Annotated in this window: 13 protein-coding genes; 8 read left to right on the top strand and 5 right to left on the bottom strand. The window is 63.8% G+C overall.

The window, feature by feature from the left end:
* The first annotated feature begins 5 nt into the window (after nucleotides 1-5).
* Nucleotides 6-1,415, top strand: a complete 1,410-nt coding sequence (locus AC1DJW_RS10520; RefSeq protein ID WP_476901369.1) for an NtaA/DmoA family FMN-dependent monooxygenase — start codon at nucleotides 6-8, stop codon at nucleotides 1,413-1,415.
* Nucleotides 1,412-1,534 carry a hypothetical protein gene (locus AC1DJW_RS10515; RefSeq protein WP_284755271.1) on the top strand — a complete coding sequence of 41 codons (123 nt, stop codon included), beginning with the start codon at nucleotides 1,412-1,414 and terminating at the stop codon, nucleotides 1,532-1,534. Before AC1DJW_RS10520 ends, AC1DJW_RS10515 begins: the two co-directional genes overlap by 4 nt.
* A 13-nt stretch (nucleotides 1,535-1,547) precedes the next feature.
* On the opposite strand, the gene AC1DJW_RS10510 is transcribed toward AC1DJW_RS10515, so the two are convergent.
* Nucleotides 1,548-3,158, bottom strand: a complete 1,611-nt coding sequence (locus tag AC1DJW_RS10510) for an ABC-F family ATP-binding cassette domain-containing protein (RefSeq protein WP_476901368.1) — start codon at nucleotides 3,156-3,158, stop codon at nucleotides 1,548-1,550.
* A 695-nt stretch (nucleotides 3,159-3,853) separates the two neighbouring features.
* On the opposite strand from AC1DJW_RS10510, the gene AC1DJW_RS10505 reads away from it, so the two are divergent.
* Nucleotides 3,854-4,960 (top strand): IS110 family RNA-guided transposase, encoded by a 1,107-nt coding sequence (locus AC1DJW_RS10505; protein WP_476901367.1) that lies wholly within the window; start codon nucleotides 3,854-3,856, stop codon nucleotides 4,958-4,960.
* Between the two features lie 732 nt (nucleotides 4,961-5,692).
* On the opposite strand, the gene AC1DJW_RS10500 is transcribed toward AC1DJW_RS10505, so the two are convergent.
* Nucleotides 5,693-6,781 (bottom strand): hypothetical protein, encoded by a 1,089-nt coding sequence (locus AC1DJW_RS10500; protein WP_476901366.1) that lies wholly within the window; start codon nucleotides 6,779-6,781, stop codon nucleotides 5,693-5,695.
* A 468-nt stretch (nucleotides 6,782-7,249) separates the two neighbouring features.
* Here AC1DJW_RS10500 and AC1DJW_RS10495 point away from each other — a divergent pair, with 468 nt between their 5' ends.
* The 3 genes from AC1DJW_RS10495 (at nucleotide 7,250) to AC1DJW_RS10485 (ending at nucleotide 9,267) form a co-directional block, all read left to right on the top strand.
* Nucleotides 7,250-7,930 carry a hypothetical protein gene (locus AC1DJW_RS10495; protein WP_476901365.1) on the top strand — a complete coding sequence of 227 codons (681 nt, stop codon included), beginning with the start codon at nucleotides 7,250-7,252 and terminating at the stop codon, nucleotides 7,928-7,930.
* A 152-nt stretch (nucleotides 7,931-8,082) separates the two neighbouring features.
* Complete coding sequence (locus AC1DJW_RS10490; protein WP_284755260.1) at nucleotides 8,083-8,652, top strand: NUDIX hydrolase; 570 nt, start codon at nucleotides 8,083-8,085, stop codon at nucleotides 8,650-8,652.
* A gap of 72 nt (nucleotides 8,653-8,724) precedes the next feature.
* Nucleotides 8,725-9,267, top strand: coding sequence for a GNAT family N-acetyltransferase (locus AC1DJW_RS10485; protein ID WP_284755258.1), 543 nt, complete (start codon nucleotides 8,725-8,727; stop codon nucleotides 9,265-9,267).
* A gap of 3 nt (nucleotides 9,268-9,270) precedes the next feature.
* Here the strand turns inward: AC1DJW_RS10485 and AC1DJW_RS10480 are convergent, their stop codons facing one another.
* From AC1DJW_RS10480 to AC1DJW_RS10470, 3 genes are all read right to left on the bottom strand, one after another.
* Complete coding sequence (locus AC1DJW_RS10480) at nucleotides 9,271-9,705, bottom strand: GNAT family N-acetyltransferase (RefSeq protein WP_284755257.1); 435 nt, start codon at nucleotides 9,703-9,705, stop codon at nucleotides 9,271-9,273.
* 26 nt (nucleotides 9,706-9,731) lie between these two features.
* Nucleotides 9,732-10,682 carry a D-2-hydroxyacid dehydrogenase family protein gene (locus AC1DJW_RS10475; RefSeq protein ID WP_476901364.1) on the bottom strand — a complete coding sequence of 317 codons (951 nt, stop codon included), beginning with the start codon at nucleotides 10,680-10,682 and terminating at the stop codon, nucleotides 9,732-9,734.
* A gap of 67 nt (nucleotides 10,683-10,749) precedes the next feature.
* Nucleotides 10,750-11,733, bottom strand: coding sequence for an ABC transporter substrate-binding protein (locus AC1DJW_RS10470; protein WP_284755255.1), 984 nt, complete (start codon nucleotides 11,731-11,733; stop codon nucleotides 10,750-10,752).
* A gap of 191 nt (nucleotides 11,734-11,924) precedes the next feature.
* Between AC1DJW_RS10470 and AC1DJW_RS10465 the strand changes: the two genes are divergently transcribed.
* Together AC1DJW_RS10465 and AC1DJW_RS10460 are read left to right on the top strand one after the other, a co-directional pair.
* Complete coding sequence (locus AC1DJW_RS10465; protein ID WP_284755254.1) at nucleotides 11,925-12,353, top strand: YybH family protein; 429 nt, start codon at nucleotides 11,925-11,927, stop codon at nucleotides 12,351-12,353.
* Between the two features lie 111 nt (nucleotides 12,354-12,464).
* Complete coding sequence (locus AC1DJW_RS10460; RefSeq protein ID WP_459342040.1) at nucleotides 12,465-13,454, top strand: LLM class flavin-dependent oxidoreductase; 990 nt, start codon at nucleotides 12,465-12,467, stop codon at nucleotides 13,452-13,454.
* The last annotated feature ends 135 nt before the right edge of the window (nucleotides 13,455-13,589 follow it).

Raw genomic sequence — 13,589 nt, 5'->3', positions numbered from 1 at the left:
AGAACATGACACAGCACGACCGTGCTAAATTCCAGCCGAGCGGGAAGATCCAGTTCGGAATCTTCTTTCAGGGCGTAAACTCCGGGACCATCTGGAAAGCGCCCGAATCGGGTTCGCAGACCGACTTTGAGTCGTTCCGGAGGATCGCACAGACCGCCGAGCGCGGGCTGTTCGCGGCCTTCTTCTTGGGCGAGGGCCTGCGCTTGCGGGAGCACCTTGGACGCCCGCACGCCCTCGATGTCGCAGGCAGGCCGGACGCGCAGACCATGCTGGCGGCGCTTGCGTCGGTGACGTCCAATATCGGGCTCGTTGCCACGCAGAACACGACGTACAACGACCCCGCCGACCTCGCGCACCGGCTCGCCTCGCTGGACTTGCTCTCCGGCGGGCGTGCGGCCTGGAACGTCGTGACCACGGACAACGCGTGGACCGGGGCCAACTTTCGGCGGGGCGGCTACCTGGACCACGCCGATCGTTACGTCCACGCCGAGGCCTTCGTCGAGACGGCCAAGAGGATTTGGGATTCGTGGGAGGACGGAGCGGTTTCCTCGTCCGTCTCCGCGGATGCGTGGGCGGCTCCGTCGCATGCGCGGAGTGTGCATCACTCCGGGCAGCGCTATTCGGTGGACGTCACGCCCCGGTTGCCGCGCAGCGCACAGTACCGGCCAGTGCTGTTCCAAGCCGGTGATTCCCCGGAAGGCCGCGACTTCGCCGCCCGCCAGGCTGACGTCATCTTCTCCGCGCACCCGAAGTTCGACGACGCGGTGGAGTTCCGCGCCGATATCATCTCCCGTTCCCTGGCAGCCGGACGGGGCGCCAACGATGTCCAGATCATGCCGGCGAGCGAGTTCATCCTCGCGGGAAGCGACGAGGAAGCACGCGAGAAGAAGGAGTGGGTCCGCAGCCTGCAGATCGGGCCCCAGCAGGCGGTCGCGTATCTCGAACAGTTCTGGGGGCGGGAGTTGTCTGCCTACGATCCCGATGGTCCGCTTCCGGAGATCGATCCGGTGGTTGAGGAGACGTCCGAGACGCGTGGCAGTGGTTTCCACGGCGCCAAGGCCCGGCAACTCGCCGAGCAGTGGCGCGCGGAGGCCAAGGAGAAGGGACTGTCCATCCGGCAGTTCGTGAGCTCCAGGACTTCCAGGGTGGACGCGACGTTCACGGGATCCTACACAGCCGTGGCCGACACCTTGGCCGAATACGCCCGCGTTGGTGCCGTGGACGGCTTCAATATCTCGCCATGGCTCATCCCCACGGGCCTGGATGACATCGTGAACCATCTCGTGCCCGAGCTGCAGGAACGCGGCGTGTACCCGACCGAGTACGCCGGCTCGACCCTCCGCGAGAACCTGGGCCTGGCGACGCCAGTCCGCTCGGAGGCGTTGGAGCCGGTGCCCGCCGGGGGCGTGCGGTGAGCTTCCGTGCGCGAGTCGCGGCCGCTGTCGTCGGCTTGCAAACCGACGACGGCGGTTCGCGCGACCCGGACGCGGAGCTGGTGCGGCTCCAACTGACCGTGTGGGAACAACCGCTCTGATTTGCTGCGGGCCCTAGGTGAGTTGCTCCGTGCGCTCGCGCAGGCCCCCTTCGCCGTCGAGCTCGGCTACTGTGTCGATGTTGAGGCGCCGGAGAAACCCGAGGTCGTGGCTCACGATGAGCAGTGCGCCACGGTAGGCGTCCAGGGCTTCGGCGAGTTGCTCGACGCTGGCAATGTCGAGGTTGTTTGTCGGTTCGTCGAGGATCAGCAGCTGGGCGGGCGGCTCGGCCAGAAGCAGCTTCGCGAGACTGACCCGGAACCGTTCTCCCCCCGACAAGCTGGAGACCGGTCGATCAACGGTCGATCCCCGGAGGAGGAGACGTGCGAGTTGATTGCGGATGTCCCCGGGCGCCGACGCCGGCGCCGCCTCCCGAACGTTTTCCAGCGCCGAACGGGAATCATCCAGGCCGTCGAGCCGTTGCGGGAGGTATCCCACCCGGTCGGTCAGCAGCCTTCCCGTGATCCGGCCTGAGGATTCTGCGGGGCGTCCCTCGACGAGGTGCTTGAGGAGTGTCGACTTGCCGGAGCCGTTGGGCCCCACGACGGCAACACGCTCGGGACCTTGGATGACAATCGTGCGGGAACCGTCGCTCAGCTCGGCGATCCGGCGGCTACGCGGCACATCGGGATCGGGAAGAGTGAGGTGGATGTGCTCAACCTCCCTGACCCTCGCGTCGGCGGCGTCGACGGCGGCTTGGGCTGACAGCACCTTGTCGTCGAGGTTCGAGCGCAGGGAGCCGGCGGATGCCTGCGCCGTGCTCGCACGGTTGCCGGCCAGGATCTTCGGGATGCCGCCGCTGGCTTGGGTCTTCTTCGCTGTGCGTTCGCGGCGGGCAAGCTTGGTTTCGGCTTCGACGCGCTGCTTCTTCTCGACCTTCAGCGCTTGCTGGGCGCTGCGGGCTGCCTGGACGGCAGAGGCTTGTTCCTGCTCGCGATGATCCGTGAAAAGACTGTAGGGGCCGCCAAATACGTCAAGCTTGCCGGCATGAAGTTCAGCCGTGGCGTCCATGTGCTCAAGCAGCTCGAGGTCGTGGCTGACCACCACGAGCGTGCCCGGCCAACTGTCGGCGAAGTCGGCAAGTTTGGCCCGGGTGCGCCGATCAAGGTTGTTGGTGGGCTCGTCGAGAAGCGTGACCGGGGTGCGGCGGATGCGCAGCCCGGTCAGGGCGATGAGCATCGCTTCGCCGCCAGAGAGCTCCCCGACCTGTCGCTTGAGGTCACCCGCGGAGAAGCCGATTTCGTGCAGCGCTTCGTCTGCCCGGGACTCAATGTCCCAGTCGTCGCCGACGGTGTCGAAATGGCGCTCATCAACGTCGCCACCCTCAATTGCGTGGAGCGCTGTGAGGATGCCGTCGATGCCGAGGAGGCCGGCGACCGTCGTTTGGTGCCCGAGGGTGAGGGTCTGAGGAAGATAGCCCACGTCACCGACGGTTTCGACCCGGCCCAGGGTCGGCGTCAGTGTGCCGGCGATTAAACGGAGCAGGGTCGATTTTCCTGCACCATTGCGGCCGACTAGTCCGGTCCTCCCGGTGGTCATGGTGCCATTGAGCCGGTGAAGAGCGGGGGTGCCGTCCGGCCACTCGAATGACAGGTCGTGCAAGGTGATGGCTGATTGTGCTGACATGAGACACAGTCCTTTGGTTCTTGCCCATCAAGGGCGCAGTCATGGGTCGACGTGCTCACTCCGGGGCGCGAAATCGCGCGCTACTTCGGAAGGCACTGGACCTGACGTACGGAATCTTTCAGCTCGGACGCAGGGAATAGCGCCTGCGGACAACTGAAAGCGAGAATTCTCACCGGGTGCGCACGAGCGCAAACAACCGGGCGGCCACCGAACGTCAGGTGGCTAGGCTCTGTCGACCTCAATCTCCATAGCCAAAACCATATCCACAATTTTCTTGAGCGGCCAATTGGGGATGAGTGTCGGCATTCATCACGGTGGTTCCCATGGAGGCCCTAAACGGTGAAGACCGCGGGCGGTGGTCATCGGGACACCTTTGGGGCCGAGAAGCCTTAGACGATATGAAGTGGGACGGGTTGCCTGGCCGTCCGGGGCGGTCCATTATCGCCGGGCGGTCCGGGAGCGGCCGGGTTTGAGGTGATTCGGCTGCCGCGACGCGGGGACTGGGGCGCTGCCGGACCTGTTCCCGGCGGTGATGTCCCTTATCCCGGACGGGCAGGTCCTGGCGGCATGAGGGTGGGGGCCGGGGCCTTCTGTTTCACAGGGTCCGTGGGTTGCCATTAGCGGCCCGTGTGGCCTGCGAGGGTCCTTGGGGGTGCAATGGTAGTGCCACATGTGAGGTTTGGGAGGTCCCGGCTATGTTTGAGCATACTTTCATTGGTCTGGATGTTCACGCGGTCAACGTGGTCGGTCATGCGCTGAACCCGGCCACCGGCGAAATCACCCAGCACACGATGGCTGCTGACCCGGCCGTGGTGCTGGGGTGGGTCCGGCGGTTTGAGCCGCCCGTCAAGGTCGTTTACGAATCGGGCCCGACAGGGTTTGTCCTCGCCCGGCACCTCCGTGCCGCCGGGATTAACTGTGTGGTGGCGGCGTCTTCGAAGCTGCTGCGGGCCCGCGGGGACCTGGTGAAAACCGATCGGCGGGACGCCCGGGTTTTGGCCGAAATGCTCGCTGTCGGTTCGGTCACCGAGGTGCACATCCCGGACCCTGACGAGGAAGCGCTGCGGGATCTGTCCCGGCTGCGCTCCGGCGCGGCGAAGGACCTTGCCCATGCCCGCCAGCAGGTGAACGCGGTCCTGCTCCGACACGGGATCCGTTACCCGAAGGACACCAGGTGGACGCAGGAACACCGTCAGTGGCTTATCGGCCAGCGCTTCAGCGAACCCGCGCTGCAGTTCACCTACGAGGCAGATGTCGAGCAGGCCGAGCTGCTTTCCGCCAAGCTGGCGCGGATCGACAAACAGGTGGCCGCGACGGTGGCAGCGTGCCGCTACGCCCCGGTGATTGACGCGCTGATGTGCCTGCGCGGCATCCAGCTCACGACTGCGTTCGGGCTGGCCGTCGAAATCGGGGACTGGACGCGCTTCACCGGCTCCACGATCGGTTCCTATCTCGGGCTGGTCCCGAGCGAGAACTCCTCCGGTCCGTCACGGCACCAGGGCCCGATCACCAAGGCCGGGAACACCTACGCCCGCAAGCTCCTCATCGAAGCGGCCTGGCAGCACCGGCGTCCCTACGCCCGGCCCGGGGAACGGCTGCTGCGCCAGCTTGACCTCGTTGCCCCGGCAACCCGCATCCGCGCCCTCGAAGGGAACCACCGGCTGCACCGCAAGTGGGAACACTTCGATGAACGCCACAAGATGCCCGTCAAGGCCAATGCCGCGATCGCCCGTGAACTCGCCGGCTGGTGCTGGTCACTGGCCGCACCGCTCCAGCAGGGAGAACGCATGAACGCAGCCTGACATGAACGGCCGGCCGGGACGTGACCGAAGTGCGATGGCCAGCACCCGGAGCTAACTCGGGAACGCACTATGAGCAGACGGTCCAAGCCGTCGACGCTCGATCTTAGACACCGATAAAGCTCCAGCCGAACAATCGTCATGCGGTAACCAACCCGCGAATGTCAGCCTGACACTGCAGTCGGAAGAAACGACTCGCCCGCACCACACCACAACCGGCCGGTACACGATGAGCGGCCCCCGGAACAAAACCCCAGGGGCCGCTCATCCATGCACTCTTGACAGCCGTAGCTACATATCAGTGCGTCCTCGAATTTTCAGGGCTGCCGGGCGCCCTGAAGTGTAGCGTTTAGGGCGCCTTCACCGGGCACTTTTGCGGGCGGGTCATACGGGAATCAGAGAGTACCCACATTAAGGCTTTCCTGAAGGGAAGGCATGAAGGTGTCGAGCTGGCCGGTGGGGGACCGGCTTACGGGCGGCACTACACCAAGATTCGAGGGGACCATTCGATCCCGGCATTAGGTGATCTGGTGACGTTCTTGCGAAAGCTTGCTGTGTTTCCGCCCCGGTCCAGGGCAGGCAGTTCCGCTACGGCGACGACGGGACCATTGGCTTCTGAAATCCGGTGACCTACGCTGAACCCGGCACTTCGGCGGCTGAGCTGCCCTCGCCGCGCTAGCCAGAGCATTGGGGTCTGCGAACGAGCTACCAGATGTGACAAGGTCGTCGCGAGCCCTACCCTATGCCCCGGGCGATGTAGACCTGTTCGGTGGTTATCAGGAGAGGGCCCAGGGATCTGCGGGCCTCCTTGAGGGTGTCAGGGTCGGGAAGAGGTCCCTCAAACCAGGATGGAAGATTCCGGTGCTGCAGGAGCGTCGATGCCGCCCCTACTTGTTGCGCTGTCCATATGGGTGGGAGGGGATCCGGCAATTGGTGCCCCGGGCCGAGGACCTGGATGCCGTAAGCATCCGGTACCTGCTGGTGCAAAAAGAAGGTTGCGAATTGAGAATCGCTGAGGTGTGGCCGCGCAGGCCAGTCATAGTCCTGGAATACATGCCATGATGGACCTACGAGTCTGGCCCGTTTAACGCACCCGTACTCGATCTGATCGGCCAGGGACCCCAGCAGTTCGGCCAAGTCAGCCACGGCGGGCTCCCAGCGCCGGTCCGGATCTTTCCGGCCAAACTGAACAGTCCCCCATTCACCGAATTCAACATTCCTGATTTCCTCCGGCCCGTTGACGCAGGCAAGGGAACTCGTTGTGTAGGGGTCCCACCCGGTTTTGAGTACGGCTTTGCGCTGGCTGGCTGTGCATTTCACGTGGGACCAGGCCGTGGTCACGTAATGGGTGCCGGATGGTAGCTGGCACCATTCAAGGGCCACGTCAATCAGAGCGTCCATCAGCTCGACGGGCACAATCAGTTGGTTGAAGGCCTTGGGGTCTGCCTCCCCGATCAAACGCACCCCGGCCATGTACCCAGCCATATCCAAGTCGGGGTGTCCAACGATCCGGTGCTCCCGCGGAAGAGCCCGGAGGGCTCCGGTTGCACCCTCGGCCTCGATGCCGGCGGCCAAAGCTTCCAAAAGGGACCGTGCTCTTGCCTTCGAGTCCGCACGGTGGATGGCAACGATGGGGCCCAAGGGGTATGGTGCGACTCCGCCGCGGCCGGCCCCGGCGGCGGGCAAGTCCATTTTGGCAAGAACCCGTTCGAGAAGTGTTACTGCTTCGGCTTCGGGAAGGTCAGATTCAAAATAGGTCCGAAGGATCGGAACATCCACCCACGATTTCAGGATGGCCTTGGTGTAGACCTGAACAGATTCCATGAAGCCTCATCCCATATCGAAGGAGTAAGAGCCGCCGTTGTTATTGGTTCCGACCCATTCCAACACAACCCACCCCCAGAGGCGCCATAGCCTCCTACACCTGGGACCACTCCAATAGGCTTAATGCTGCCAACGGTGCGAAAGGCGGACGAGCAGAGACAAGTCCGCCGCTACCGCGACAATCGCACGCTGGGAGATCGGCTTGCGGGCGCGGATCGGCGGTTGACCGCGCCGCTGCTGGAGCAATGAGTTGTTCGTTACCGGGTGGGGCAAGATAGCAGCATGGCTCATGAATATGCGACGGATGTCCCGTCCCCGGGTGGTATGGGGGACGACAACGGGAGCTCCTGGGTCCAGATCACCGAGGAGGCCCGCATTCGGGCATCCATACCGCCGGACCTCGGGTCCCCGGTTTGGGAAGGCAGCTGGCTTCGCAGGAGGCTGTGGCTGAGACGCGCGGCTGTGGTCGTGGTCATTGCAGCGATCTCGGCATTGCTCGGATGGGCTGTCATCGCTGGGATTAAACACGCATTCGCCAGCTACACAAGGACCGATGGAATCGTCACTGCCCAAACCGAAACAGGTCGTCACTCTGACGGATGCCAGCTGGATCTCGACTACACCGTCGGCGGGCAGCAGCTGCAGGGTGTTACGAGAGTCAACGCCGTCTGCAACACGCTGCCCGGGCCCGGCTCCCGCGCCGCGCTCAACGTCGACACAACCGATCCGCACGACATCTGGATAGATGGGGCCAGCGATGCGAACCATCCGAATCCCCTGCTCTTTGGTCTCTTTTTCCTGTTCGTTCCGGCCGCGGTTGCCTTCGCGCACTGGACCGAGCTCACCGACTACGGCGGGATCCGGAAGCTACTCGCGTCCGGGGCCCAATGGCGGCAGTTCGAGGCGACCGTCACGCGGAAAACGGGCAGCCGCAGCGGCATCACGGTCAGATTGGAGGCAGAGGATGTCTCAGGAAACCTGTGTCCCTTCAATGTTTTCTATAAATTCATCAGCCCGATTGGCTCTGTACGGAAAGGCGACAAGGTCACATTGACGCTGATCGCGAATGGCAAATGGCAAGCACTCATTTGGAGGCCCGACCTCAAGCAAATCTACCTCGCACATATCAGCAGATCGCTCTATCAATGAAGCGAACCGTTGCCGAGACCTGGGGGTGCATGGGACGGAACCTGCCTGCATCAGCGATTCTGTCCGGTAAAGGATCGGCTAACGGGCACCAAGGGTGACATGTATCCGAGGAATCACACCGCTCGTCGTGGCATTTAGTTGTTCGTTGCCCCGTGCGGCAAGATGGCAGGATGCCTCTTGCCAATCTGCTCACCAGCCTCAGGGCACTTCCTGAATCGGGATCGCGAGACGCTTATCTGCAGTTCCTGGATGTGGCGGGGGACGCCGCGTTTCGTCGAAATGGTGGGCCGGAGCATGTCACCGGGTCCTGCTTCGTGTTTTCGCCTGAATTCGATCGTGTCCTGCTGTGTTTCCATCGCAAGGGGCGGTTCTGGGTGCAGTTCGGCGGCCACGTCGAGTCGGAGGACGCGTCGGTGGCGGAAGCTGCCCAGAGGGAGGCCCGCGAGGAGTCCGGAATTGATGACCTGGTCCTGCTTTCTCCAGCAATCGTGGATCTTGACCGACACGATCTGCATGGGGGATTCTCATGTACCGCCCATTGGGATGTGGGGTTCGCCGCGACAGCAAACCCGGATGTGGAAATCGCCGTGAGTGAAGAAAGCGATGACGTCCGCTGGTTCCCGATCAATGAATTACCAGTTCAAGTGCCGGCAGACTTCTGCGCGCGCTTGGAACGCGCTCGGCGAACTGCGATGTCACTGAGTGGGACACGGATCCGTTAGCAGTGCACGACAAGCTCGGTGTTGAGGCGGCCATTCGTGATGTTTCGGCTACTGCTGGTCTAATGTTGACCGATGATTGAACCGCGCCAACTCAGTGAGAGCGTCAGCATGCGTGTACTGCGCGTCAGTGATGCGGCGGCGCTTGCGGCCGCATATGTGCGCAACCGTGCCTACCTTTCACCGTGGGAGCCGCTACGGCCCGAGGAGTACTACACCGAGACCTGGCAGTCCGCCGACATTGCGAACCGCCTCGTCGCGCATGAAGCCGGGGAAGCGCATCCGCTCGGCCTGTTCGACGGCGATCGACTCATCGGTCGATTCAACGTGGCAGGAATCGTCCGTGGGCCCTTCCAGAGCGCGGGGCTCGGTTACTGGGTGGACAGCGAGTACGCAGGCCGCGGGCTGGCGTCCGCTACGGTCCAGGCGGTAGTCGAAATGGCGCGCGACGAACTCGGACTGCACCGCATCGAGGCGAGCACTCTTCTCCACAACTCTGCCTCGCAGCGGGTGCTGCTAAAGGCCGGATTCCAGAAGATTGGTATGGCACCGCGATACCTGCAGATCGCCGGAAAATGGCAAGACCACAACCTCTACCAAGTGGTCCTTCACGACTGAAGGTCAGCCTGCGACCATGAACACGTCCACCGGATCCTCGGTCTCCAGGACAAAGCCGTGGCGTTCGTAGAGGCGTCGGGCCGGGCTGCCTTGGAGCACGTTGAGCCGGAACGGCCGGTGGTCCTTGGACTCGCCCATGACACGCCGAAGCACGCTGGCCCCAAGCCCTTGCCCCTGGAATCCAGGGGCGATGTAGAAGTGTTCGATCCACAGCGCATCGGGCTCCGGGCGGACGGCGATGACACCGGCAGCTTGCCCTTCGACGGCAACGACGAAGGTGTGTTCCGACTGGAACGCATTCAAGAAACGCTCCCGAACCCGGACCGGGTCCCAACGCCCAAGCCGCTCCAAATCAGGACGCATGACGACGGCGCGCAGTTCCGCGATCCAACCGGCGTCAGAAGGCAGGGCGGGACGCAGCGAGAATTTTGCAGGCACCCGACCATTCAACCCCAATCGATGCCCTAAACAGTGAGCACCCGCACCGGATTGCCCCGCACCCACGCGCGGACATCCTCGAAGGCCCCGCCATAGAAATGGGCGTAGCTTTGCGAGGTGACATAACCCAAGTGCGGAGTAAGCACGGTTCGCGGGGCCGTGAGCAGGGGGTGGCCAGCCGGCAAGGGCTCGACGTCGTACACGTCCAGGGCCGCTCCGCCGAGCCACCCTTCGTTGAGGCCGCGGAGGAGGGCGGACTCGTCCACAATCGGTCCACGCGAAGTGTTGACCAGGACGCCTTCCGGGCCGAGGAGCCGCAGTTCGTCCTCCCCGACGAGCCCCCGGGACCGTTCCGATAACCGCACGTGCACGGAAACGACGTCGGCTTCCCGGAAGAGTGCTTCCTTGTTTACTTTCCGGGCACCGGCCGCGGCGGCGGTCTCTTCCGTGAGGTTCGGACTCCAGGCAATCACCTCCATGCCGAAGGCCTTGGCGTAGCCGGCGATCTTGCTCCCGATCCTTCCCAGTCCGAGCACACCAAGCGTCTTTCCTGACAGTTCGAAACCAACGGTGGATTGCCAGTGGCCGCCACGCAGCCGATGGTCCTCGAACGGCACCTTTCGTGCGAAAGCCAGAAGCAGGGCCCACGTCAGCTCGGGCGCCCCGGCGGGTGAGCCGCCCGTCCCACAGACAGTGATGCCCTGCTCCTCGGCAGCGCGCAAGTCGATGGCTGCGTTGGCCATCCCGGTGGTGACCAAGAGCTTCAGCTTCGGCAGTTGCCGGAGGAACCCGGCGTCGAAAGCGGTCCGTTCCCGCATGGCCATGATGATGTCGAAATCGCGGAGGGCGTCCACCGCGTCAGCCGATGGCTCCGTGAAGACGGTGACATCGACGCCGTCGTCGGCGAGCTCGGCCCACGGCGCGTAGTCGTAGGCGACCGCTTGGTAGTCGTCGAGGATGGCAAGGCGCTGGCCCATGGAATTCCCTTTCGCTTGTCCGGATCGCGGTTCCGGATACGTGGAAAGTTACACCCGGGAGCCGGCGCTAGCTCTTCGGCAAGCCCGGCGGGTTCAGTTCCGACTTGGCGATCGCCTCGGAGGAGAGGCCCCAGCGGTCCAGGATCTTCCCGTACGTGCCGTTCTGGATCAGTTTGTTAAGGGCTGCCTGTGCCGCAACGGCCAACCCGTTGCCCTTCTTCGTCGTGAAGGCAATGTCCGCCTTAAGGGGCCAGCCGCCGTTGACTGTTCCCACCTGCTTGGTCTTGCCGTCCTTTGCGGCCTTGTACGCCGCTCCAGCGTTCGGGCCGAACGTCAGGTCCGCGCGGCCGGATTGCACGGCGAGCGAGGAAGCGGAGTCGTCGTCGTAGTACTGGAACTCAACCGGCTTCAGCCCGTTCTTCTTGTTCTCGGCGTCCCAGCGCAACAGGATCGCCTCTTGGTTGGTGCCCGAGCCCACGATGATGCGCTTGCCCGCCACGTCCTTGGCTTCCTTGATCTCACCGATCGTGGAGTCGCTCTTGGCGTAGTAGCCCAGGAGGTCCGTGCGATAGGTCGCGAAGTCGAACTTCTCCTTACGCGCCTCCGTGACCGTGACGTTGGAGAGGACGGCCTCGTACTTGCCCGATTCAACACCCAAGGGCCAATCGGCCCAAGCCACGGGAAGGACTTCAACCTTCAGGCCCAGCGTTTCTCCGACTGCGTAGGCGATATCGACTTCGTTGCCGATGAGGGTCTTGTTGTCCGTCGCGAAGAAGCTCAGCGGAGCGGTACCGCCCGTAGTCACCACGGTGAGTTTGCCGTCGGCCTTGACGGCCTCCGGGACGAGCGCCGCCGCGGCGTCGTCCTTGGTGACAGGGAGGCGGTTCTGCTCGGGGCTGAGGTTGAAGGTTTTGCCGGCCAAGCTGGCGGTGGGAGCGGACGACGACGGTCCGGCCGCTGAGGCGCCCGGGTCCGAGCACGCGGCGAGGCCGAGAGTCGTGGTTACGGCGAGTGCCAGCGCGGTACCTGTTTTGAGGCGTGAAATGGCCATGGAATCCCCTTCGAAAGTGATGGATGGTGTGCGTTGCTGCAACTATCCGGCAGCGTCCGGAACCGGTCAAAGCGCTCTGAAACGCTGGGATACAGGGGTTAACCGGGCTTCATTCGAGGTCCCGAAGGGTCACATAACAGCCACGGTGTAGGCTTCCCACACACAACCGCCGACACGTGAGGAGATTTTTCGTGAGCAACGAGCAAACCCCGGTTACACAGGCGCTGGATTCCTACGCGGCTGCTGTCCATGCGAAAGACGTGGATGCTTTCGCGGCGCTCTACGACGACAACGTCCACATCTACGATTCCTGGGGACAATGGCAATACACAGGAAACGAGGCTTGGCGGTCAACGGCTGGTGAATGGTTTTCTTCGCTCGGCGACCAGCGCGTGCAGGTCGAATTCAACGATGTGCGGTCCGTCGCAGGGGAGGAGGTAGCGTTCGGGCATGCGGCCGTGACCTTCACCGGAATCTCGGCGGCAGGCGAACGGCTCCGGGCGATGACCAACCGCTTCACCATTTGCCTTGAGAAGAAGGGCGACGCCTGGAAGATCGCCCACGAACACTCGTCCCTACCCATCGACCTGGAGACAGGCAAAGGCATCTTCACGAGCTGAGACGGAACCCACGCAAGCGAGAGAAATAACCCGGGCGCCGCCGTCGTTGTCGCAAGAGTGGCCGGGAAACCGGCCCTTTGAGCGAATCCACCTTCGAAAGGCCGGCATCACGTGACTGTTCCCCTCTCCATCCTCGACCTGGCAATCATTGGCAAAGGCCAGACGGCGGCGGAGAGTTTCGCCGGGAGCGTCGCCATGGCGCAACTGGCCGAACGGCTCGGCTACCGCCGGATTTGGTACGCCGAGCACCACAACATGGGCTCGATCGCTTCCTCGGCCACGAGCGTGCTGATTGCCCACATCGCGGCCAACACGAGCACCATCCGGCTCGGTGCCGGCGGTGTCATGCTGCCCAACCACTCGCCGCTCACCATCGCGGAGCAGTTCGGCACCCTCGAGACGCTGCACCCGGGCCGCATCGACCTCGGCCTCGGACGGGCGCCGGGCAGCGACCAGAACACGATGCGTGCCCTCCGCCGGGATCCCATGGCCGCGGACACCTTCCCCCAGGACGTGCTTGAACTACAGGGCTACCTCACGGGACCCACGCGGATCCAAGGGGTCGAAGCGACGCCAGGCAAGGGCACCAACGTGCCGCTATACATCCTCGGGTCCTCCCTTTTCGGGGCGCATTTGGCGGCGCAGCTCGGCCTGCCCTACGCCTTCGCCTCGCACTTCGCACCCAATGCGCTGCAGGACGCCGTCGCCGTCTACCGCCGCGAATTCAAGCCGTCCGAGCAGCTGCAGGAACCGTACGTGATCGCGGGCGTCAACGTCGTGGCCGCGGATTCGGCGGCCGAGGCCCAGCGGCTTTTCCTTGAGGTCAAGCGGGACCGCGTCTCCCGTTTCCTGGGCGGCGGACGCGAATTCACCGACGCCGAAGCGGACCTCATCCTCGATTCGCCGCAGGGCCAGCACATCGCGCAGATGGTGAAGTACTCGGCAGTGGGTACGCCGGAAGTAGTCCGCGATTACCTTGACGAGTTTGCCCGCCACGCCGACGCCGACGAACTGATCGTCGCCCACCAAAGCACGGGCACGGAGCAGCGACTGCGTTCCGTGGAGCTGGTGGCGGAAGCCGTGGGGCTGGTCCGGGTGTAAGGACTGAGGGATCGGCGCGGCAGTTATCCGGAAGCGTGCGTCTAAGCGAGGAACGAGCGAGCACGCGGAGGATGGCTGTTGTGCCGATCAAACTCGTTACACCCCGGCAATACGCGGGTCATGGAGGCGAAACTA

The sequence above is a fragment of the Arthrobacter sp. 05L417 genome (assembly GCF_056397865.1).
Note: the sequence above shows the minus strand (reverse complement) of the source record. Positions and strands in the feature narration are given on the sequence as shown.

Bases quoted from the DNA above. Each gene is read 5' to 3' on its own strand.
- AC1DJW_RS10500 (WP_476901366.1), bottom strand. From the start codon at position 6,781: ATGGAATCTGTTCAGGTCTACACCAAGGCCATCCTGAAATCGTGGGTG.
- AC1DJW_RS10520 (WP_476901369.1), top strand. From the start codon at position 6: ATGACACAGCACGACCGTGCTAAATTCCAGCCGAGCGGGAAGATCCAG.
- AC1DJW_RS10505 (WP_476901367.1), top strand. From the start codon at position 3,854: ATGTTTGAGCATACTTTCATTGGTCTGGATGTTCACGCGGTCAACGTG.
- AC1DJW_RS10510 (WP_476901368.1), bottom strand. From the start codon at position 3,158: ATGTCAGCACAATCAGCCATCACCTTGCACGACCTGTCATTCGAGTGG.
- AC1DJW_RS10485 (WP_284755258.1), top strand. From the start codon at position 8,725: ATGATTGAACCGCGCCAACTCAGTGAGAGCGTCAGCATGCGTGTACTG.
- AC1DJW_RS10475 (WP_476901364.1), bottom strand. From the start codon at position 10,682: ATGGGCCAGCGCCTTGCCATCCTCGACGACTACCAAGCGGTCGCCTAC.
- AC1DJW_RS10470 (WP_284755255.1), bottom strand. From the start codon at position 11,733: ATGGCCATTTCACGCCTCAAAACAGGTACCGCGCTGGCACTCGCCGTA.